Source organism: Verrucomicrobiota bacterium (assembly GCA_019247695.1).
Classification (GTDB): domain Bacteria; phylum Verrucomicrobiota; class Verrucomicrobiia; order Chthoniobacterales; family JAFAMB01; genus JAFBAP01.
Map to the genome: position 1 here is coordinate 23,357 of JAFBAP010000047.1, position 23,816 is coordinate 47,172.

At 61.3% G+C, this 23,816-nt stretch carries 10 protein-coding genes and 1 pseudogene; 4 read left to right on the forward strand and 7 right to left on the reverse strand.

Annotation, left to right across the window (positions count from 1 at the left end):
* Positions 1–173 precede the first annotated feature (173 nt).
* The 3 genes from JO015_05005 to JO015_05015 all read right to left on the reverse strand — a co-directional run bounded on the left by JO015_05005 (position 174) and on the right by JO015_05015 (position 5,957).
* A complete protein-coding gene (locus JO015_05005) occupies positions 174–359 on the reverse strand; it encodes a carbohydrate porin (GenBank protein ID MBV9998457.1) in 186 nt (61 codons plus the stop codon).
* Positions 360–386: 27 nt separating this feature from the next.
* Complete coding sequence (locus JO015_05010; GenBank protein ID MBV9998458.1) at positions 387–2,090, reverse strand: carbohydrate porin; 1,704 nt, start codon at positions 2,088–2,090, stop codon at positions 387–389.
* A 216-nt stretch (positions 2,091–2,306) separates the two neighbouring features.
* Positions 2,307–5,957 (reverse strand): protein kinase, encoded by a 3,651-nt coding sequence (locus JO015_05015; GenBank protein MBV9998459.1) that lies wholly within the window; start codon positions 5,955–5,957, stop codon positions 2,307–2,309.
* Between the two features lie 269 nt (positions 5,958–6,226).
* On the opposite strand from JO015_05015, the gene JO015_05020 reads away from it, so the two are divergent.
* The 4 genes from JO015_05020 to JO015_05035 all read left to right on the forward strand — a co-directional run bounded on the left by JO015_05020 (position 6,227) and on the right by JO015_05035 (position 13,774).
* The gene (locus JO015_05020) at positions 6,227–7,396 is read left to right on the forward strand and encodes a DUF2236 domain-containing protein (protein ID MBV9998460.1); all 1,170 of its coding nucleotides are present in this window, start codon (positions 6,227–6,229) and stop codon (positions 7,394–7,396) included.
* A 317-nt stretch (positions 7,397–7,713) separates the two neighbouring features.
* On the forward strand, positions 7,714–11,307 hold the full coding sequence (locus JO015_05025) for a S8 family serine peptidase (protein MBV9998461.1): 3,594 nt from the start codon (positions 7,714–7,716) through the stop codon (positions 11,305–11,307).
* Positions 11,308–11,510: 203 nt separating this feature from the next.
* Entirely contained in the window at positions 11,511–12,752 is a 1,242-nt protein-coding gene (locus JO015_05030; protein MBV9998462.1) for a hypothetical protein, read from the forward strand.
* Between the two features lie 146 nt (positions 12,753–12,898).
* Positions 12,899–13,774 carry a hypothetical protein gene (locus tag JO015_05035; protein ID MBV9998463.1) on the forward strand — a complete coding sequence of 292 codons (876 nt, stop codon included), beginning with the start codon at positions 12,899–12,901 and terminating at the stop codon, positions 13,772–13,774.
* 486 nt (positions 13,775–14,260) lie between these two features.
* Here the strand turns inward: JO015_05035 and JO015_05040 are convergent, their stop codons facing one another.
* The 4 genes and pseudogenes from JO015_05040 to JO015_05055 all read right to left on the reverse strand — a co-directional run bounded on the left by JO015_05040 (position 14,261) and on the right by JO015_05055 (position 23,814).
* Entirely contained in the window at positions 14,261–19,723 is a 5,463-nt protein-coding gene (locus tag JO015_05040) for a PEGA domain-containing protein (GenBank protein ID MBV9998464.1), read from the reverse strand.
* Positions 19,724–20,240: 517 nt separating this feature from the next.
* Positions 20,241–22,202 carry a DUF4071 domain-containing protein gene (locus JO015_05045; protein ID MBV9998465.1) on the reverse strand — a complete coding sequence of 654 codons (1,962 nt, stop codon included), beginning with the start codon at positions 22,200–22,202 and terminating at the stop codon, positions 20,241–20,243.
* Positions 22,203–22,544: 342 nt separating this feature from the next.
* The gene (locus JO015_05050) at positions 22,545–22,691 is read right to left on the reverse strand and encodes a hypothetical protein (protein MBV9998466.1); all 147 of its coding nucleotides are present in this window, start codon (positions 22,689–22,691) and stop codon (positions 22,545–22,547) included.
* 1 nt (position 22,692) lies between these two features.
* Positions 22,693–23,814, reverse strand: a pseudogene (locus JO015_05055) (IS4 family transposase).
* Positions 23,815–23,816 lie beyond the last annotated feature (2 nt).

Sequence of the window (23,816 nt, forward strand, 5' to 3'; positions counted from 1 at the left end):
TTTCGAGTTCCTAACGCGCTAATCGCCCGCCAGCCCGCTCTGGGAACGGCTCCCGCAATTTTGCCCGCCGGATAACTGTCCAAGATCGGCTTGAGCTAACTGCTCGAGCAGGAGCGGCTGTGGAATAATAATTCTCGCTGTACATACTGCCGGGCAAACTGTGCCAAGAGGCGTTAAAACGTAAGGCGTAGCCGCGCGGAAAAGATATTGATGGGACCCCGGTCTTCGTTAAACGCGGGATTAACTGCCAGCTGATAGTCGAGCGCTACGTTGATACCTTTGAAAAGTTCGCGATTGTAGTACGTCTCGATAACGTTCTCCAGACCGTAATGGGGAAGTTTGCCATCTCCGACCTCAATTCCGAGTCCCCCGTCGCTTAGGTATTCTCATTCCGCGTGACCGATACCGTCCAGCATCTCAGCCAGGCCGACGGCGTCATTTGGACGGTGCCAACCAGTCCCTTTGAGCGAGAGCCCAATTTCCAGGCTTCGCGTGGCATCGGAGAATTGGTAGGTCTCGTAATTTGCGTCTCGCCAGCCAAGCCGGAGGAAGCCGCCCAGATCCTTGGTGATCTCTTGTTCGACGTTGAGCACGATTCCATAGGAATACCGGTACCGTCGAGTATCAGCCAGGTCCGGCATCTCGGTCGGGTAGTCCAGCATGGCGGCCTTATAGCTGCCCATTGAGGCGCTCATAAGATAGCCCAGGAGACGCACTTTCCCCGGGTGACCCCAAAGCGCGTACCGCCCTTCCAGTTCTGCTTCCTGTTGCCACGCCCGGAGATAGTGACCGTCCGTTGCGCTCCCGTCTGGCACGCGTGCAATCGTAAAGATACCCCAGCGCGCCGCCCAGGCTTTTTGGTTCAGCTCCAAGGTCAGGCCCTCTGCGTACCCGAGGGCGTCCTGGGCATAGTCGTAAACCAAAGCGTCCACAGCGGCCCAATTCATAAAATCTCCCCGCCCGTCATGCGCGTACTGATTGTTGTCAAACAGGTCGGTAACGGCGAACCTGCCTACCTGCAAAGTCAGTCGAGAGATGTCCGCCTTCCCGGCAAGCTGTAATGCGCCCGCATCCAGGTCCTCCTGCTCGCCTCCAAATCCCCAGACCTGACGCAAGAAAAGGTGGGGAATGTTAAAGTCGCCGCGGTATTGACCCGTCTTATAGGCCATGGCATTCGAAAAGGCGCCTAACCCATGGGCTTCGGCGAAACCGAACCCCTGGTAATATTCCGGATTAAAATAGATTTCTCCGCCAGGCCAAACGCGAAAAGCAAAAAACAAATCGACATCGGAAGTCTGACGGAAGTTATCGCTCGGATACAGGCTTTGAGGCCCCTCGTAGGGCGAATGAAACCCGGGTTGGCCCTGAATGACTTCCACGGCGTCAAAGTGGATCGCCCAGTTTTGATGCTCCCCTGAATTTTCGTTCTCAATGATCGGTATCTTGTCCTTCGGTGGCGTCTCTTCACTGGTGGATTTCTGCCCGAAACTGGGCAACGCGTACCGGATGCCGGCCCGGGTCGTGATAAGCTCGTTTCGCAAGTTCGCGGCAAAGTTATAGCGCGCATCGGCAAAAAGCCCGAGATTCGGATTCAGACGGTATTCGATGCCTCCCCCGACATCCGCAAGAATCCCGGTTCTCTCAACGTACCTTTGAACGCCGGGCGTGGAGCTCGGGAGACCGACCCGTTCACTATAAAATTTGGCGGCCCCGCCGAACACATAGGGAGCGACATGAAAGTTGGGTAGATAATCGTCCAGTGGAAGCCGTAAGATCAGGTTGCCCGTCATCGTGCCGCCAAAACTGCCTCCGGGCATCTCATTAAACGCATCACCGTCCACTGACATGCCCAAATACTTAAAGTGGAAGTAATTGGCTTCCAGACCGTCCCCCAACGCGTGATTCCCAATGCCTTGATGGTTCTCGCCGTAGGTGTCCAGATAACTGCCGAAAACTCCGACGCTGATTTCGTTACTTCGGAAATAGCCGGCTGAAGGCGGGGGCGCGGCGAGATCGTTATTGATTTGCTGACCAGCGAACACTCCATACGGCGCGAGCATCACGACGCTTAAGGCGATGAGCTTTTCCATTTCTCAAATTGGACCGTCCTCGGACCGTCGAGGCAAAAGTGATATCAGATCCCGCCGCGAAATAGCCAGCAGAGATAGAGGTCGTTTGGCGAGGGGGAAAATTAATGAACCCTTCCACGGCGTACGTAAACCCCGGGCTAGGTTCTCCCGCCCTTCGGGGCTGAAACCCGGTCGAAATTCTACCGAAATAACTATCTAAACGGTATCACACGGGCATCAGCCCTTCACGCCTCTCCTCCGCCCCGGTTTTTCTCCATGTTCGGCTTCCCTGCATTGCCTTGAAGGTTTCCCTGCCCTCGCGATCCGGTAATCGGCGTAGCTCATTTCTGCACGTTTGAGCAGGGAGATTGATCCTTGCTCCTCTGCCATTTGGATGGCCTTGCTGAACGCGGCCTGGATTTCCATCTCGTCGGCACCCATCGCGGCCAGATACACCCCTCGAAACCGGAACAACTCTGCGCACCACGAACGTTCTTCCGAGCTTTCGGCCACTGCTTCCGCCTCCCTGAGCGCCTCCAGGGCTTCCGAGGTACGATCCACAAGGTGCAAAGCTTCCGCCTTTATGACGAGCCAGGATGGCAGACCCAACCTCGTGCCGGTCGCCCGGTAGTCCCGCAGGCCGTCCTCAATCCACGCGATACCTTCTGCTGGATTATCCGAAACGGTCCGCGCCCAGCCCCGGAGAATCCTGGCGCCAACCAGCCAAAACGCGAAATGCTGGCGCGTCGACAACTCCATCAATTCTGCCGCCAGGCGCTCCACTCGCGCATGGTCACGTACGCAGTACCCAAGGACCGCTGCAAAAAACAGTGCCTCGGCCAATGCAAACGTCTCATTCAGCTCCTTTGCCAGCGAGATGGCTGCCATCATGCTCGCGTGGCAGGAGGCAGTCTCACCTAAATGCCACTTGCAAAGGGCCTCAAAGTAAAAACACGGAACCGCGGGCGCACTTACCTCCTCAACCGAAGACGGCGCATCTCCCGAACGCCAAAGCTCAATGCCGCGGCTCGCGTATCGGCACGCAGCCTTGAAATCACCTAGACGGTAGAGCGTGCATGCTAACGCACGATACGCGCCGATCAGCAGCGCAGCGTCATTCTGCTCCTGTGCAATCGAATGAACCCGTTGGGCGATCTGCATCGCGACCGTTAGCTTGTCGGTGCAAAGCGTAAATCGCCACTGGCCGGTCAGTGCAGAATACAAGGGCAGCGGACAAGCAAGCCCCTGGCACAATGCCTCCGCGCGCTCGTAGCAGCAGTGGGCCTCCGGTGCGGCCGACCCTCGCGTTGCCGTCAGGTAAAGCCCCGCTTGCATAAGGATGAAGAGCTGATCTTCCGCCGTGAGGGTCTGGCCCTCGGCACTGCCTTGCGCCAGGGATCCCCAATGGCCGTTTTCAAAAAAATTAGCTAAAACCGAGACCAATGCACCGCGTGCCCCGAGCACTTTTGCCGTGAAGGAAGCATCACCCCGCTGAATCCGCGGCAGGTAAACTTCGTGCAGCGCATCCCGATAAAACCCCGCCCGGCAGCCGCAGGCAACCGCCAGAAAGAGCGGCTCCATGTCCCGAAACGTTTCGGGCTGTTGCGGCGCCAGCGTCCGGTAATACCCATAAAGACGCCGGTTGCCCTCCTTCCAGGCATCCGCTCGCTGGCACTGAAGCTGCGCTCCGAAGTATTCACGCACGAGCGGGTGCGCATCGAGTTGTCCCGGATGATACGGATCTTCGCCCGCCAGCAGCCTTGCCCTTCTTAACCGGGCCAGAATCATCCGCCACTCCGCGGGGCGTAAATCCGTCAGGGATTCCGTCACGCCTGGGATCACCGGCGGCGTCAACAAGGCCGCAAGCACTCTTTCATCCGCCGGCCGGTCGAAAAAGCCTATCAGGCGCAGCACGGATAGCTCCGGACCTTCGCCGAACCAGCCTTGGTAGGAGGCCATGACCGTTCGCGCATGCGCGCCTTGCCGTACGTCATACGTCAGACGGCTTGAGACTTCATCCCGGCAACGAACGTCCCCGTGATACGCATCGGTCAGGTAGCTGCCCAGAAGGGTGAGCGCCAGACAGTGTCCCCCGAACTCTTCGCTGGCCCTTCGCAACTCCGGCTCCTCACCTTTGAGGCCCAACGCTCGCAGCAGCTGTGCACCGGCCTCGCCCGAGAGGTGTTCGAGGTCACGCCGCGGGGCGGAGCCGGACTCATAGCCGCCCAGGTCAGTGACTGCCATCCGGGTTGTAATGACACAAAGGCCCCGGTTGGACGCAGCCAGCTCGCGTATCAGCGCCTGGAGAGCGGGCTCGCGCAAGCGCCCTTCCTGGGGTCCGGGTGGATTCTGGAGCGGCTCCAAACCGTCAAGGATTAATAAGGTAGGCTGCCGGGTGATGAGTCGCGCTAGACGCTCGCCCTTTTCCCAGGCTGTGCCAAGGCGGGGGTCCGGATCGCCGAACCAGTTCAGGGCCGCATCTAGAAACTCATCGGCCGAGGAAGCTTCCCCGCAGGTGCCTTGCCGGTAGAACGACCAGCCGAACACAAGCTCAGCCGAACGGTAACTCGCAGCGGCCATTCGCCGCAGCCAATGGTTAACCAGCGTAGACTTGCCTACCCCGGCCCAGGCCACAATCGTCACGATGTGGACCTGGGGGTTGGCCCAGGCGGCATCCAGGAACGACACGTCCTCCTCGCGCCCAAAAATCTCTTTACCGGTTACAGGCAACCTGGCGATGGAAATCCTTCTTGGCCCCCGCCGCGAGGGCGGCTGTTTGCGAGTGAGGCTGCCCGGGCCGGTCTGGAGCACCCCGTTCAAGCCTTGGCGCCGGACGGAACGGTCCGGTTGGATCGCGCTCGTGATGCCCGGCAACGCCTGCAGGAGTTGCGCCGGGCTTTGGAACCGCAACGCAGGGTCCTTCTCCAATAGCCTTTCAAGCAGAACCACGACCGGCTCCGGGAGCCCGTGGAGCCGGGCAAGCGGCAGGGGCGCCTGCAGGTGCTGGCGCATCACCTCAACCCGGGACCCACGGAAGGGTGGACGGCCGGTCAGCATTTCCCAGAGCGTCGCGCCCAAAGAGTACAAATCCGCACGCGCATCCACATCGACGCCCGTGAACTGCTCGGGGCTGGCAAAGGCGGGCGTGCCCACAAACCCGCCGTAGGTCAGGTTCGTCTCACCTGCACCGGCCACCGCCTTGGCCACCCCGAAATCGATGACCTTCACAAACAGCTCCGGTCCGTTGACCAGCATCAGGTTGGAGGGTTTCAAATCCCGGTGCACCAACCCCTGTGCCTCCGCCGCTCCAAGTGCGCGGGCCACTTGCGCAGTTACCTCCAAAGCTTCCGATGTTAGCAAAGGCCCGCCACGGCGCACGCGCGCTTCGACGGTCTCGCCCTCGACGAGTTCCATCGCGTAGAAACATTGGCCATCAGCCTTGCGCACCCCGTAATAGAAGACCGAAGCCACATGAGGGTGCCGGAGCCGTGCGGCCGCACGCGCCTCGCGCAAAAACCGTTCCCGCGCCTCCGGGCGGGACGCCACCCGCGCGTCGAGCACCTTGAGAGCTACGGCGCGATCCAGAATGGTATCGCGCGCACGGTACGTAATCCCCATGGCGCCCCGACCCAGTTCATCAAACGCCCCATCCTTGCGTACACCAAGCTCGTAATGGTCAAAGCGACCTTCGTCAAAGGCAGCACCGCCTGAGGGCGGGACGGCGGCAGGGTTGAAAGCTTGCCGGAACAGGCACACGGGACAACCCGGCCCGTCATTCTTCTGCAGGTAGGCCGTGCCGCACGCTGGGCAGCAGCGGGTCCGTCCGATCCCTAAGGCTTCCGAAGATGCCCCGGGCTTGGTCGAATGCGGCCGGCTCGGGTTCATCATGGCGCAAGCTGTCCGCAAACTGCCAGGTTCGACGACCGGCCTGGCGTTGGCCCCCGCCTTTTGACATGGCCCACGCCGACCCGCCTGCGCATTCGGTCCCGGGCCATCGCCCATATACCAGATCTAACCGGTCGTTTCATAACGCCGCCGCAACCCCAAAAGGGTACAACCTCTTTGAAAAGCTGAAACCTTGCCGGCCCGATTACTTTGTAATCCTTGAGCCGTCGATTCAACATTAGTGGGCTTGTCCCGCTTGGCAAATAACACCAATGGATCGCGGATCTGCAATCGCACTCAACCCGCTGACTATGACCTACTTTAGGTGGACCGATGAATTCCTCGATCCCATGCGACGCCTTGGGGACGAGCCCGCAGATCAACTTGTACGGGCACTCTTCGCCGCGCAGCAGGTTGACGCCGTTAATTCAATGATGCGTGTCCTGGTCGGAAACGAAGCCATTCCGCCAGGATCAATTCCTGATGATCTCCGCCGATTTCTGGAATCCGTCGCCGTGTTGCCGCCGTGGGCGGACGTCGCGAAAATCCAGGCGGGGCAGCAGTTGTTCTGGGAGCATGGCCCGGCCATTGTCCTCCTTTTGCATTGCTACTCGCTGCCGTATTGTTATGCCGCCCGAAAAGGGGTCCAGGCCTTGGCGCTGACCGGACGCCTGAATACCAATCCCAGCCGACGCATTACCGAGACCGCCCAAATGTTGATGGATGTACTGTCACCAGGCGGGCTCACCGGTCCCGGTACCGGCATTCGAACCGTCCAGAAGGTTCGACTGATGCACGCGGGCGTGCGTTACCAGCTATTGCATTCGAACCAATGGAAGCCGGATTTCGACCACCCGCTTAATCAGGAAGATCTTGCGGGAACGTTGATGTCGTTTACCTGGATCACCTTGGACGGACTACGGCGGCTGGGGATCCATGTCAGCGAGGCTGAAGCCGAAGCTTACCTCCATTGTTGGAATGCGATTGGGCATATTCTCGGGATTCGGCAAGAGTTGCTCCCGGCTGATTTAGCGGACGCTGAAGCGCTGACGGCAGCCTTCGAAAGGCGGCAATTTGCGGCGTGTGAGGAAGGCCGGTCCATGACCACGGCTTTGCTTGAGACGATGGATCACATTCTTCCGGGAAACGTTTTTGACGGCCTTTCCGGAGCACTTACGTATTATTTTATCGGCGACAATACCGCCAACCTGCTGGGAGTTAAACCGGTTCCGTTCGAGCGTGCGTTACTCCGGCCGCTGCAGTCGGCTAATCTGATCGCGGATGATTTTCTCGAAAGTTCAGGGTGGATGCAACAACTGGTCGCGCTCGTTTCCAGGCACCTCCTCGAGGGGCTCCAATTTACCGCGCGAGGCGGCAACCGGCCAAGCTTCAGCATCCCGACGGAACTTCGGCAGCGCTGGGGCATCAACTGGCGCTCTTGATTCGAGCACCCGCGGCCGCGGGGCCTCGCTTCGTGCGCGGTTTTCCGCCTTCAGATGCTTTCCGGATGATCTTGTACCATTCAAACAGTTATGTTGGTAGAACGCCGGCTCAGAGGGGTTGCCGGCGCCGGAGAATGCTCCGCACCTTGTTGAATTGGTCTCAGGCCCAACGGGCCGGCAGACCTTAGCCCACGAGGGTAGCAGCCCGGCGCCTCCGGGCTTGTCGGAAATTGGCCGAAACGTTTCGGGCCAATACGTATTTTTGCGTATTCCTGCGGGCCGGTGGCTCCTGTTATGCCTGGGAGTTGAAAGATAGCATGGCAGATAGAACCTCCACCCAATACATTCTCGTTAAAGCCCGGCCCGGCCTTAAAGAAACCAAGCTTGCGCTGGGACGATCCTCTGTGAACGTTAGAGTTGAACCCCTTTTCCGAAGCATCGGTCAAGATGGTGCGCTGGGGGCCGCAGCCGGTGACACAACGTGGTACGCGTTCGAACCCTCAGTTCCGGTGGATCAGCCGAATTTGTGGGACCTGTGCCACTCGCTGGTGCAAAACGGTTTAGGCGTTGCGGACGGAGCGATCGAGTTCGCGGAGCCCGATCTGCAGCAACAATGGATCGTGGGCGAAGAGGCAGGTCTTGGGATCGCGACGGCGAGGACGTGCGCGGTCGCGCAGGATCAGGACCAACACTACCCGACCGCACCGGATCCTCTCTGGTTCCGTGACGCTGACCACTCACAATTCGACGCTGCGCTCGCGGCTCGGACGAATGCCACCGGCGCGGCCGGAGTCCGTGTGGCCCATCTTGACACGGGGTACGACGCCGAGCACCGCACCCTGCCCCGCCGCTTGAACAAGGTCCTCCAACGTAATTTTGTCGATGCCGGCCGTCCGGACGATGCTTCCGACGACACCACCGGCCCATTCAACAACCTTGGTCACGGCACCGGCACCTTGGGCATCCTGGCAGGTTCAGCACCGGACGGGGGCAAACCGATCGGCGCCGCACCGGACATCGAGGTAGTTCCTATTCGCGTCGCCAACCGCGTGGTGCTCTTCTACAACAGCGCGATTGCCAAAGCGTTTGATTACGTTCACGGGCTGTGCCGGGATCCCGCCACTCGTATCCATGTGATCACGATGAGCATGGGGGGCTTGGCGTCCCAGGCGTGGGCGGACGCAGTGAACGCCCTCTACGAGGCCGGCGTGTTTGTCGTGACGGCCGCCGGGAACAACTTCGGTAACCTTCCCACTCGCAATATCGTGTACCCCGCCCGTTTTGGCCGGGTGATCGCGGCCTGCGGGGTGATGGAAAACCATCAACCGTATGCGGACCTGGATCGCAAGCTGATGGCGGGGAATTACGGGCCGGAGAGCAAGATGAAGACCGCCTTGTCTGCGTGCACGCCGAACCTGCCGTGGGCGCGGCTGGGTTGCCCGCAGTTGGTTGACCACAACGGCAGCGGCACCTCGTCGGCCACCCCGCAAATCGCTGCGACCGCAGCTCTCTGGATTCAGCGAAACCTGCGGGCCTGGGAGGCTTATCCGGAAGGCTGGATGCGGGTGGCCGCCGTCCGCCATGCGCTCTTCAGCAGTGCGCACGCGATTGCGGACGAAGAGCGGTGGCTGGGCCAAGGTGAACTGCGCGCGCGCGACGCGCTCAACGTTCTTCCCGCCAAGGCGTCAGAGCTTCACCCGGAACCGGCGGATAACGCCCACTTTCCCCTCCTGCGCACGTTAGCCGGCCTCGGAATTGAGGCGGAGACGGACCCGAAACTTCGCATGCTCGAGCTTGAGGCGCTGCAACTGTCGCAATCGGCTGACCTGGAGGCGGTCTTACCGGACCCGGCACTACCGCCTGAGGCGGTCACACGCACCCAACTGCAGCAACTGGCCGAAGCGCTTGCCGCCCAACCGGGCGCATCGACCGCACTGCGGGACGCGCTCGGGGCCGCCGAGCGGAAAAACCGGACGGTGGTAGCCCTTCCACCTACCCTTCATCCTATCACCAACTCAGTCGAGAAGCTTCATCTTGAGCACGCCATCGAGCCTCGACCGCCGGTGCCCGCCCGCCGCCCGCTCCGGGTCTATGCGTACGATCCCTCACTCGCAACCCGCATCGAAACGTTCGGCATCAACGAGGCGACGATCGAGATCCCTTGGGAAGACCTGGAACCGGGCCCGGTAGGCGAGTACATCGAGGTCGTTGACGTGGACCCTGCAAGCGGGTGCTGCTATGCACCGGTTGATCTGAATCATCCCCACCTGCTGACCCAGAACGGCTTGGCCCCGTCCGAAGGAAACCCGCAATTCCACCAGCAAATGGCCTACGCGGTGGCCATGCAGACGATCGAACGGTTCGAGCGTGCACTCGGCCGCAAGGCCTTGTGGGCACCACGCCGGTTGCGGGGCTCTGACGGGCACGTCTGTGAAAATCGTTTTGTGCGGCGCCTGCGGATTTACCCCCATGCCCTCCGAATGGCGAATGCGTTCTATAGCCCGGACCGTAAGGCGCTGCTGCTTGGCTACTTTTCCGCCGCCGGAAAGGATCCGGCCAATGTGTTGCCCGGCGGATTGGTCTTCGGCGCGCTCTCACACGACATCGTGGCTCACGAGACGACGCACGCACTGCTCGACGGGCTGCACCGGCGCTTTAGCGAACCGACTAACCCTGACGTTTTGGCGTTCCATGAGGCATTTGCGGACATCGTTGCGCTGTTTCAGCATTTCACCATCAAAGAGGCATTGCGCCACCAGATTCGGCGTACCCGCGGCGACCTGCAACGGCACAGCCTGCTGGCTGAACTTGCCGTCGAGTTTGGCCAGGCAACCCAGGGCGGCTATGGAGCCCTTCGTGATGCGATCGGCAAATTCGAGGAGAAAGACGGCAAACAGGTTTGGACTCCCCATGAACCTGGCCGCAATGATTACGAAGCGTCCAGTGAACCTCACGCGCGCGGCTCCGTGCTTGTATCCGCGGTATTCGCCGCGTTTCTGCAGATCTATCGCAGCCGGGCTGCCGAATTTGTCAGGCTCGCCACGGGAGGTAGCGGTATTCTGCCCGAAGGCGAGATCCCGGAATTCCTTGCCGACCGCCTGACGGAGGAAGCCGGAAAAGTGGCAGGCCACGTGCTAACCATGTGTATCCGGGCCTTGGACTACTGCCCTCCGGTGGACCTCAGGTTCGGGGAGTACCTGCGAGCGCTCATCACCGCCGATCGAGACATCGTGCCGAACGACACGCGCGGCTATCGCGTTGCCTTCGTCTCTGCCTTCCGCGATCGCGGCATCTATCCCTCGGAGGTTAAACACCTTTCGGAGGGAAGCCTGATTTGGGAACCTCCGCCCCTGCCATTGCGAAACATCGACAACGTTCTGCGTGACATGACCTTAACGTGGGATCTCAACACGCAGCGGGAGGTAGCGTATCACACCTCGGAAGACAATGCCCGTAAATTCTGGCACTGGCTCCGCTCGCCGCATCAGGTCCCGGATGATGAACTCACCGCGCTCGGCTTTTTCCGGGACGCACAGGACATGAGCATCGGCGACGTACCGGGTAAGCTCGGCGGTATTGAGGTCCACTCGGTGAGGCCCGCACGCCGGATCGGCCCCGACGGCCAGAGCCGGACGGATCTCGTCGTCGAACTTACTCAGACCTTTCGGCCATCCCCACCCAAAAACGGTACGTTCCGGGGCGGATGCACGCTCCTGATCAATCTCGAGGAGACGAACCCGGAATTCAAAGTGCGTTACTTCGTTCGTAAGCGGGTCGGCAGCCCCGACCGGATCCAAAGTCAGCAAAACTACACCCAAGCCATAACCCAGAATCACCGGGCTACCTATTTTGACGATCCGGACGGCGGACGGGAACCGTTCGCGCTGCTGCATCAGCATCGATACGCTTGAAGAGGAACATAGAAAATATGGCCAAACCTGCAGCCGCAACCCGGACGCCGAAAGGCCGTCAGGCCGGGACCGCGACGCCTTCAAAGCCGCATGCCGGTGCCTCAACCGGGAAAGCATCAGCGTCCGCGCGGCGACGAAAAAACGCATTCCGTGCCACGATCCGGATGTATCGGCAGGGATTAGGCGATTGCTTCCTTATCACTTTGCCGAAATCCGGTACCCCGGAAGCTTATTATCGAATCCTTATAGATTGCGGCGTCATCCTCGGTACCCCGGATGCCGTGGCCAAGATGACTGAGGTCCTCAAAGACGTTGTCGCAGTATCAAAAGGTCAGATCGACCTCTTGCTTGCCACCCATCAGCACTGGGATCATCTTTCCGGCTTTATTCAAGCGGCCGACACTTTTGATCGGTTGGAAGTTAAAAAAGTCTGGATGGCGTGGACCGAAAACCCGGATGATGACTTGGCAAAACAACTTGCAGGGGACCGTGATGCGGCCCTGACGGCGTTGCGTGCTGCGGGAAGCGGCATGCTCATTTCAGGGGATTTGGACGGAGCCGATGAGGTGGCTGACTTTGCGGGGCTCTTCGGCGTTGCCGGCGGCGCGTCCACCCAAGACGCCATCGAGCGGCTCCGAAAGAAGGCTAAAGCGCCCGTTCGCTACTGTTATCCGACGGATGGCCCCGTTCATCTGGAAGCCCCGGACGTCCGATTGTACGTACTGGGCCCTCCCCACGATCCCAAGCTCATCAGACAAACCCTGGATACCAAACGCGATCCGGAGACGTACGGGATCAGGGCTCAAATGTCCGCTGCGGCGGCCGCTTTGGAAACGCTGAAAGACGAGCCGGCGAGCCCGTTCGGCACCCTTCATGCGATCCCGATGAACGTGGCCTCCAGCTTACCGTTCTTCAAAAATCACTACTTTGGCGCAAGCCGCAGCGGTGACGAGTGGCGCCGGATCGACAGCGGTTGGCTCGACGGTTCGTCCGAGCTCGCGTTGGCGCTGGACAGTGCAACGAACAACACCAGCCTCGTTCTAGCCATCGAATTACGAGACGGTGATGTGCTGTTATTTGCTGCCGACGCGCAAGTCGGCAACTGGCTTTCGTGGCAGGATCTCAAGTGGACCGTGGGCGGCCGGGAGGTCACGGGTCCTGAACTCCTGAGGCGCACCGTCTTCTATAAAGTCGGGCATCACGGGAGCCATAACGCCACCCTTCGCCAGAAAGGTCTCGAACAGATGGAGCGGCTCGCAACCGCCGTCATTCCGGTGAACCACGAGATGGCTCTCAAAAAGAGGTGGGGGCGAATGCCTTTGCCTGAACTCGTCGATGCTCTGCGCGAGAGGGCCGCCAAAGGCGTGCTGAGGTCCGATGAAGATCCCAAAGAGCCGATCCAAGGGGTGGAAGTTGACCCGCTCTACTTTGAGATTACGCTTTGACCGCCCAATGTTCCTCAACGGCCGGCCGATAAACAACCTCCTGCTCAACCGGATCACCTGGGCGGTCGCCCGCATGGATCCTTCTTCTGTGACTCGAGGCACCCGCCCGACCCGCCGCCAGGGCGCACCAAGACTTCCCAAGCACAATGAACCTCCAAATTACCAGGCGTCAGCAGGCCAATGCTACCATGCATCGGCAGGCCGGTAGCCGTCAATGCTCAGCCCTAAGGTCCTTGTCCGCCGGCCTTTCGTCGATCAGGAGCTTCCTCCTTCCCGCCGTTCTCCTCGCCGTAACGACGCCGGGGATCCGCGCTCAAGATGCGCAAACCCCGCCTACGCTCACGGCTCACGATGTCTATACGCCCTCATTTCAGGCGCTGTTCACTCTCTTCATCCTGGCCGTACTCCTTGAGTCAGGTCTCGCCATCATTTTTAACTGGAAGCTGTTTATCTCAACTTTTGACGCCAAGGCCACCAAGCCCTTGATCGCCGTCCTCGTCGCGAGCCTCTTTGTCTTCAGGTATAAACTGGACATCGTCACCAGGTTGGTAAATATCTACACGAATGCAGGCTACCCGATAAATTTTGCCGGGAAGTTCCTGACGGCCCTGGTGATTGCGGGTGGTAGTGCCGGGGTAAACAGATTGCTGCAGGCCCTGGGTTTTCGGTCTGTCCAGACGGAATCCCAGCCGCCGCCGAGGGTTCCACCGGCGGTAGCGTGGATTTCCGTCACTCTGAAGCGAGTAAAAGCAGAGGGGATGGTTAACGTCCTTGCCCGGCCGGACGGCAACTTCAGCCTGATCGGAACGATTTCCGGCCCCGGACTGGCCAATCCGCTCCTTCGATTCTTCTTCCAGGATCGTGCCCGGTTTCCGGGATCTGGCGGCCACACCCTTGTGCCGGGAACGTGGGCGATTCAACTCGAAGGAGTCGACCGGAATGGAGCGGTCATCCAATCAAGACTCTGGGGACCTTACGCGATTGCAGCGGGTACCATTATCGATATCGAGTTGACGTTGTAAGTCGAGTACGACAAGGTAGAATGTCGGCTAGGGGGGTGCCGCCGCCCGAGGCTGCTCCGTAGCCGGTTGAATCGCTCGTAGACCCAACGGGCCGGGGAGATCTTAGCCCAGGGTTTACCCGGGGAACGCCACCCCCCTCACCGTTGAGCCCTCCTAAGGCGCCACGTCCGTACGCCCATCCTGACAAACGCCCGCCCCGCCGGGTTGGATTTGCTCAAGGGGCGGCAGAAAATGCGAGCGACCCCTTCTGCCGGCCCTTCAGACCTCGGACGAGCAAGAGGGCCGCCCCTTCGGGGCTAAAGCCGGCTCAACCATCCTGAGAAGGGGTGTAGGAACCGATCCGGACTGCGGTGCACACAAAGTGCACAAAACCAAATGAACAGCCGCATGTAACCCTGACGTGCAAGTACCGCGAATGGAGCCGAATCATCGTTAACCGGGCAGCATTCTTCCGGGGCGGACAACTGCAGTTAGCCCATCCAGGCCCTACTGATGATCCTCCTGGGGCGTCACCTCAGAAAAAGTTACCTCATGCACTCGCAACCATTCCCGTGCGGACGGAATCCCCGCGGTGGCCGCCTGTTTTATCCAGCCTACGGCCTCGGTGCGGCGGCCCGGCTTCTCGGCGATCAGAAGGCCATAGAAATACATGCTTAACACGTTGCTATGCTCTATGCCTTCTTTATAGAGCTCCTCTGCCTTTCCTTCATTCTTTTGCATGCCGCCGAAGCCTTTCTCATACAACTGGCCAAGGTGCGCCGCGGCGTTCCAGTCCCCCTCCGCGACCGCCCGTTCCCACCACGGCTTGGCTTGGCTGTAAAACGCGTCTGCCTGGGCCATGAGCTTCTGTTTGAGTGACCCTGTACTGTGTCCCGCTTCGACTTGTTTGTCTTCCGCCTTGTATTGGAGTATCCGGCCGGCTAACACCATCGCGGGAACGACGCCTTGGCTGGCCAGAGGCAGGATGATCTTTTCAGCTTTCTGTACATCTTGCTTTGTCCCCCTGCCACTTAAGTAACAGTCGCCGATGTATGCGCCGGCTTCCAGATTTGGTTTTGGGGCGGTATAGGCCCGGTTAAGCCATGCAAACCCTTCTTTGTCGTCGTCCGGAGTCCCTTTTCTGAAATAGAATCGGCCGACTCTCATCATAGCATAGGAATCGCCCAGGTTGGCCGCGCGAAGGAACAAGTCAAACGCCTCGGGCCCATTCTCGTTGGCGGCCAGCCACAGAATGGCCGGGAGAATATTCAAGTTCGCCGCGTCTCTGATGCTTGATCCGTAAGAGAGGCTGAATTCATCCCCGCTGATCGGAGGCACCTTGGTTCGGAGCTCTTCGATAACCTGTCCAAGCTCGTTGTACTCTTGGGGATTGGGCTGTCCAGGCCGCGTCAGGGCCTGCACAAGCCGCACGTAAGCATTGAGGAATTGCGGAGAACCTCTTTCAGACTTTTTGACCTCATTCCGTAAAACTTCGATGGGATCCGGCTGGAGCGTCAGGACGATCCGGGGCGGGGTCGCTCGATCCAGTTGTAATTCCTGCTGCGCCGGCAGGTACCCTGGCAGAGTGGCCGTGAGTTCATGGCGCCCAAACGGGACGCGGGTAAAGGTGTTCGGCGGCTGCTGGGGCGGCCTGCCGTCCAGCGACACCGAGGCACCGGGCGGCTGGGTCTGCACCGCTAAGGCCGGCAACTCAGTCGCAACGGGCTGCAGCATCAGGCGCAACTCCGGGCTCATTCGCTCACGAACCTCCAGCTCCTGGCTGAGCGGCTCATAGCCGTCCAACGTGGCGGTGAGCCGGTGATGCCCGAAGGGCACATGGGTGAAAGTATCGGGCAGCTGCTGGGGCGGCTTGCCGTCCAGCAACACCGAGGCGCCGGCCGGCTCCGTTTGCACTGATAAGGCTGCAAGTTCGGTGGGAACCGGCTGGAGCGTCAGGACGATTTGGGGCGAGGTCGCTCTATCCAGGTTCAACTCTTGTTGCGCCGGCAAATAACCTTTCAACGCAGCCGTGAGCCGGTGGTACCCAAATGGCACGTGGGTAAAAATGTTCGGCAGCTGCTGGGGCGGCTTGCCGTCCAGCAGGAGCGAAGCGCCCGCCGGCTCGGTTTGCACCGTCAGGGCCGGCAACTCGGTCGGAACGGGCTGCAGCGTCAGGCGCAACTCCGCGCTCATGCCTTCATGCACCTCCAGCTCCTCGCTGAACGGTTCATAGTTGTCCAGCGTGGCGGTGAGCCGGTGCCGCCCGAACGGGACGTGCGTAAAAGTGCCGGCCGGGCTTTGGGGCGGCTTGCCGTCCAGTAACACCGAACCGCCCGCCGGTTCCGTTTGGATCGAGACCGCGGCAACCTCCGTCGGAACCGGCTGAAGCGTCAGGACGATCCGGGGCGGGGTCGCTCTATCCAGTTGCAATTCCTGCTGCGCCGGCAGGTACCCCGGCAAAGTGGCCGTGAGTTCATGGCGCCCAAACGGGACGCGGGTAAAGGTATTTGGCGGCTGCTGGGGCGGCTTGCCGTCCAGCAACACCGAGGCACCGGCCGGCTGGGTCTGCACCGCCAAGGCCGGCAACTCAGTCGGAACGGGCTGCAGCGCCAGGCGCAGCTCCGGGCTCATGCCCGCACGGACTTCCAGCTCCTGGCTGAGCGGCTCGTAGCGGTCCAACCTAACCGTCAGCCGGTGACGCCCGAAGGGCACATGGGTGAAAGTGCCGGGCGCCTGCTGCGGCGGTTTGCCGTCCAGCAGAATGGAAGCGCCGGCCGGCTCCGTTTGCACCGTAAGCGCGGCAACTTCAATCGGAGCCGGCCGCAGCGCCAGAACGAGTTTTCGTGGGGTCACTCCATCCACCTGCACGTCTTGACGCGCCGGCAGGTATCCCTTGAGGTTGGCGGTAAGCCGATGGTGCCCGAACGGGACACGGGCAAAACGGTGCGGTGCGCTTAACGAGGGCCCTTCGTCCAGGGTAATGGCGGCGCCGGGCGGATCGCTTTCAACCGCGAGATCCGCAAACTCGGGAAGCGGCGGTGGCGGTGCCTGAGACCGGTAAACGACGTAACCACCAATTCCCACGCACGCCATCAGGCCGGCTGCCAACGCCAAACGCCGCGCGCCCGCTTTCTTGGGTTTGGCTGGGCGCTCGGCCGGAATTTCCACCGGCGCTATCCGGGGCGGCCCCGGGGGGACGCGCCTCACGCTTTCAGAGGCGGATGCCGCCGTCCCCGTCACGCCAACTACGGCCGCCAGTTGCCGGGCTAACTCGCTTGCAGACGGCCATTCATTGATCACCCCACGCCGCAACGCAGCGTTTGCACCTTCAGTCAACGTTGCCAGAGGCGTGTACTGCCCCGTTGCCTCCAGCCGGGCCCGCAGTCCCCCCAGCAACTCGTACGCCAGTAGACTCAACAAACGCACGTAACTGCCCCGGGAGCCACCTTCCACCGCGCCGTGCACCCGGGTTGCCGGACCTGACCCCGTGCCGGAGGGGGAAAGCACAAACAAAAAGTCAATCGCGTCCACCCTCAGCCCCAGGGATTCCCAAGCCGTGAGGGGCCGCTTTAAAGCGTTCACGTGAGTCCCGCCCCCTGTAGAATGCCGATTGGTTAAATGAATTCCCCTTAAGGTGAAGTCAACGTGCTGCAACCGGTGGCCGTGTGCGTGGTCGGCGAGCGGCGCCAGCAGGCTTAGCAACTGAACAATCTCCGGCGCGCTTAGCGCGTTGCGGATCCGAAGCACGTCCAGTAAGGATGCCCCCGCCACGTCCTCTTGTACCAGAACACAGTAACCGGCGATCGTTTCCAAGTCGTAGACTGCACGAAGCATCGGGTGCGGTGCCTCCCATACACGGTTCACCGCCTCCTGCAGTCGCGCCACCCCGCCAGCCTCCGAGGCGACCTCCCGGTTCAACACCTGCAAGCTCACCCGGCGCTGCCGCCGGAGATCGTCCGCCAGGAAATGGCACCCCTGAGGAGTGTCACTTAGCCGGTCGACCAGTCGGTAACGCTGCGCAAGCAGGGTCTCCACATCCAAAGGTGCCGGCAGCGGCAACGCGGGATCGTTTACAGTTGGTAAATTCGTTTCAGCCGCATCGGTTGGTCCACCTGACGGTTGCAGGGGAGTTGGCTCCAGGTCAACGGTAGCGGGCCGGTCAGTCGCAGGAGCGGGAATCGGGCGGCCTGCAGCAGCCGCGACCCGGCCGGGCAGGCACCCGGCCAGGGTACGCACGAATTCGTCCGCCGTTCCAGCCTCGTCGGCTAAACCGCGCCGGAGCACCTGGTTACCCCCTTCCGGCAGCGCTGCCAGCGGAATGTACCGCCCCTGGGTCTCCAGCGCGCCGCGCGGGCCGCCTAACAACTCGTAGGCCAACAAGCTCAACCGACGGACGTACGAGCCTTTCGGTCCCGCCAGGGGTCCCGAAGGTTGCACCACGGTTGCTTCACCGGCCCAATGAAGTGGATCCTCAGCCTGAAACGCAAAGTCAATCGGTGCAACCCGCGGCGTCAGGTCCGGCCACTCCGTCAGGGGCTGCTGAATCCATTGCTCCAGGCCGGCACCATCCCGGCTCTGACCCGGATCGCTCAACTGGATCCCGCTCAGGGTAAAATCCAGGTACTCCAATCCCTTGAGCCGCGCGTGGTCGGCAACCGGCACCAACCGTTCCAATGCCGCAACGACCTCAGCCGCCGGCAATCGTCCACGGACCCGCAGGATCTCCTGCAGGCTGGGTGCGTTCAGGAATTCTTCCACGAGAACGGTTTGGTTCCCGGCCGTTTCCAGAGCAATGACCTGGCGCAAGCCCGGGTGCGGCGCGCTGCGCGCCTGATCGACGGCCCTTTCCAAAGCGGAAAAATGCAGGGCGTCGGCCAGGAACTCGCGGCTGAGGACCAAAAGGCTCACCGTGAGCCGGCGCTCAAGGTCAACCCCTCGATAACGCTTGCCGGCGACGTGGTCCGGTAACGGTTCATCCACGCGGTACTTGCGAGCAAAGACCGAGCCGGCCTCGACCGTCGCTTCGGAAGCGGGGCTTGAACCCATGGTCGCCGTCACGTCGGATTGCAAGGCACGGATGACGGCCGAAGCCGATCCGTTGAGCGCCGTGACGCCCAACTCTCGAACGCAGCGCTGGATGGCCCGCCGCAGCTCCGTGGCGCTTTGGGGCCGTTTGTCCCGATCCTTTTCCATCATCCAAAGGATCAGGTTGATAAAGGGAGGCGGGAGGCCCTGCAGCGGCTCGGCCGGCACCGGCTTGTACAGGTGCTGGCTCATGATCTGAGCCACCGAACCGGAGAAAGGTGGCCGTCCCGTCACCAGGTAATACAGCGTGCTGCCCAGCGAATAAATGTCGGATCGAACGTCAAGATCGCGGTCCTCGAGCTGTTCCGGGCTGGCGAAATGGGGTGTCCCGACAAAACCTCCGCCCACGGTCAGGGACCCGGAATCCTCACCTTCTCGCTTGACACTCTTCGCAAGGCCGAAATCGATGACTTTGACTACCTGTTCGCCGTCCTCGTCGACCAGCATGAGGTTGGTCGGCTTCAGGTCACGATGGACCAGTTGCTGCCGGGCCGCGGCGGCGAGCGCGCGCGCGACCTGGAAGGCAATGTTTAGGGCTTCCAGCGGGGTGAACCGGCCCTTCTGTTTCATGTATTCATCGACGGTCTGCCCATCGACGAACTCCATGGCGTAAAAATAGGTGCCGTGATCCGTGCCCAGGTGGAACACCGACGCGACGTTCTGCTGGCGCAGAGCAGCCGCTGCCCGCGCTTCGCGCAAAAAGCGTTGCCGCGCCGTCTCGTTTTCCAAGTACGTCGCGTTGATGACCTTCAAAGCCACCGGGCAACGCAGGTTGGTGTCATAGGCCTTGTAGGTGATGCCCATGGCGCCGTGACCCAGTTCCCACAAACTGCCGTCAGCCCGCTTGAGCACCTCGTAATGCTGGTAGCGGTTATCCTCTGGCATGACAGTCCTACGGCGATGATTCCGAACTAACCGTTCAGTTTGAGTAAATCCAGGTTTGAATCACGTACACGTCTCGGCCGGCGGTTTTCCTGCAGAGTAGAATCACGTTCGCCATTTGCAACGGATAAGAACGCATCTAAAGCAGAAACCGCCAGCGTGAAGCTAGCGAAAACCGAGCTATCTCGTCAAGTCAGAGATCTGCCGGCCTCAAAGTCCGCGTCCCGCGATTGCGCCTCGGTTGTTCCATCCTCGTTTATTCACTCCATTGACCGCATTAAAGCGGGAAGCTGCCCCACCTGAGGTGCCTCTGTCCATTACCCATTCAGGTCAGGTTCGCCATCGGAACCTGTTCCCATTCCTCGTGCATTTGGACTTGAAGTCTGCAGCCAATGGCGAGCGCGCAGCCCGAGATCCACCATGCCCGCTGGGGATTGCACCTCGTGTACCCGCCCAGGAAATGCCGTGGTGGGTCCGGCTGGTCTGATAAGCGAAGCCGGACCAAGCTAAAAAGGTAGATTTATGAGCCGGTTGACGGCAGATGAGCGGGATTGATCACCGTCGGCGCCCGGCCCGAGAGTCTCCTGACCAACTCGAACATGTGCTGGGTTCCGCCCGGGCCATCACCCCCTTGCCCATCCCACAAGCAAAGGAAACGCACGCGCGTGGCCCCGCGCGCCAGCGCGTTGTAAAGCATCCATAAGTTGGCGCGCTCGTACACATCGACGTGCGCCGGCGCTGGCCCGAGCTCATCCGGCATAATGAAGAAGGCGGCGCCCGGATGCGCCTTGACCTCATCGTAAAGCGCCTGCCACCGCGGATCGGCAAAAGAAACCGAATCTGCCAGAAACTCAGGTTCCTGCTTCGGCAGCCGAACCTCCAGATGCATTTTCCGGGCCAGGCATGCCCGGGCAAACAGCAGGTCGCCACCGCAGGCGGCCTGCGACAGCCCCAGATCCCCCTCCCGGACCCCAAGTTGGTCGAGTTCGGCCGCAATCGCTTCTGCCGCAGCCGCCGCCTTGCTCTCGGGAAAGCGCGCCGTTTCCCGCCCGGGCTTATCAATCATATGCCCGCTGAACAGGACCACACGTTCGGGCTCGAGCTTTGGATTCCCCGCGCTCGTGCGGGCCTGTTCACGCTCGAGCACTTCGATGGCCGCTCCGACCAGCTCGGGTCGAATCCCGAGGTCTCGCAGCAGCTGCAACTGCTGTTTGGAGGAATCAAGCGCGAACCAGTCGTTGTTGGCGACGGCAGCCGCCGATTTGTAGGCGCGCTGGACCGTCGTATTATCGGCAGCGAGCACCTCGAGCACCTCGAGTTCGGCCAGGCTGGCCCTGGCCCAGTAGTCGTTTGAGTCGCGACGCAGGCGGCAACTGGCCGCCCAGCGCACGCCGTGCACCATGGCAGGGACGTCCAGCTCAAGGTCACGCTGACCGGTGAGCTCCTGCCAGAGCCAGCCGAGCGTGACCGCGTTGATGCCCGGATAGAAGCCAAGCGGGTCCGCGCGGAACGCAGCCGAGTAGGCGCGCGCCGCCTCATGCAGGCGCGCTTCCTCCCAAATGGCCTCCTCGCGCCTTTGCGGAGCCGCCACGCCATCCCGCCGCCAGCGCGCCGCCCACTCGTCCTTGTAGGTGCGCCCGATCAGCCCGAGAGTCTCACCATTTTCGGGGTGGTCCCGGGCAACGGCTTGAAGCCACTGGCGCGCTTCCTCGTGCCGATCCAGGCGCTCAAGCGCCAAACCTTTCTGCTGCCGGCAGGCGAGATCCTTCGGTTCAAGCACGAGCGCCTGCTCAAACACCTCCAAGGCAAAACGGAAACTGCGCAGACGCATCAATGCCTTGCCGGCGGTGCGTAGCGCTTCCAGCCGCAGCACACGGGTGGGCATTTCCCCCGCGAGCACCAGCACATCCCCGGGCCGGCCGCGCTGGCGCGCCACTTCGACCCGATCCTGCCACGTTTCAAGCTTCTGCCAGTACTCGTTGACGTCGCCAACGCGCAACGAACGCCAGTCCGGCTCCTGCAGGTTGGGCAGAAGGTGGTAGACCGGACTGACCTTACGGCCATGCCAGGCCGCCATGGTCGCTTTAACCATGGTCACCAGCGCGGCCTTATCCGCCGTGAGCCTGTCCGGGTCAGGCCTGCCATCCTTGAGCGCGTAAGCCAACGTTCGGTCCGGCCCCACATCGAAGGGCAGATGACCGCGGCCACTTTGCAGCGCGATCATGCCCCGGGCGCGCAGGGCGTGGCGCACGCCAAGTTCGTACCACACGTTCGGGTTATCGAGCGTCAGCTCCGCTACGACCAAATCGGCGAGCAGAAGCTCCTGGAACATGTCGGTTCGAATGTTGCCGGCGCGCTGTTCCCCGTCAGCACGCATGACCGCACATCCGGCCTCAATCAAGGCGGGCTGGATCACCTCGGCAAAGATGGCGTCGAAGTGAATGGGCCGTCCGTCCACGCCCGGCTTGGTGCCAAACGGCATCACCACAAACGCCTGTATCCCCGTAAGATCAGCACTCAATCGGTCGCCTCCACGCACGCAGGCTAAGCCGGATAAACCGGGCACTGCAAGTTTAGGGCTGAAGGTGAGAGGCGTTCGGGCCGAATATCTCGCCTCGATTTAAATCATGGATTCTTCAAGCAAAGCCAGGGCCGAATCGGAGAGACAGAATAGCACCCGGGTACCGGCCACCGGGACGAACCTCATGCGAAGGCCGTTTTCCCATGGAGGTTCCTTCCTGGCACTCGAAAAGAAGCTGCTTAGCGAGCGTTCCTTGATCCTTGATATAGAAATGTAAGTAGTAGAGGCCGGCACCCGTAAGCGCTAACTTGTTTTGAGAAAATTCTGCGCCTGGGACTGGCGTTTCCGAGGGGACTCGCGTAGCGCCGCGGCCAAGTCGTGCCAATTTTCGATCAACTCGCGCAGGCTCAGGCGCGGTTCGATCGCCCGCACGATTTGAGGAAAGGCCAAGCTAAATTCCCGCCACGAACTGGGCGCCCGTCGCTTCGGGCGAGACGAAACCCCAGGGGGAAATGGCGCGCGCGTGCGCCAAAAGCTTCTCGGTTAGCAGCGCCACAAATACTTTGCCGTACAGCCAGGCTTGGGCGCTGTCGTCCTGGCGCTTGGGCAAGTGGCCCAGTTGCACGATTTGCTTCAGGCGCTTAAAGACCAACTCGATCTGCCAGCGGTAGCGGTAGGCCTCCAGCACTTGGCCGGCGCTGAAGGCCGCAGCGACAAAGGTGCTCAGCACCAGGACGTACTGGGCAGAGAACAACGTTTCGGGTTGTAATTGCGAGCCGTTTTTGGTGGCCTCGCGCCGCAGCTTGGCCTGCGTGAGGGCGATGGCCGCCTTGGTCTTGCGCACCACGCACAAGCGCACCGCCAGCGCCGGGCGGCCATCGTGGGCAATCCAGACGGGCCACTCGGCTACTTGGCCCGTGTGGCAGAGGCTTTGGAGCCGCGCTTCCAGCTCAAAGGCCGAGCCGTCGGCCTGCTGGAGCCGGATGCCTTGCGCGTTGAGCCGCACGGTGAGCGCCGCACCTTGCTGGGCGGCATAATGCAAGCCCCGCGCGTGGCAATAGCCCCGATCGGCCACCCCCTGATCGCCGGCCCTCAAGGGCTACTGCAGCAGCGATTCGCCGTTGCCTTTGCCTTCCCGCGCCGTGAGCTTGAAAAAATCGCACGCCAGCGTGGGCCATTGAAAGCTGTAGTGCAGGCGCCAGAGGCTGCCGCTCTGGCCGGGTTCTTGCACCAGGGTCGAATCGATCAACCGTAGGGCGGGGGTGCCGGCCGCTTCCAGCCGCACGCCCCGCTCCCGCCACAGGGCACAGCAGAGTTGGTAGAGCCAAGCCTTGCTTTTGCGTAGCGGCTTGAGCAAGGCCACATCCGATAGCTCGGCCCAGTGGGCCGCCCGGGCCCGCCCGGCGGTTTCGCGCAGCGAAAAGCCCGCGCCCACGTGCAGCAGCAGCACCCGTAAGAGCGTTTCGGCCGACTTGTCTGGACGCAAGCCCTTTAAGGCGCCATGCTGCTGGGCCAGCGTCATCCAATCGGCCGGGAAAAAGGTCCGTAGCAGTTCCCAATCCTCATCGACCACAG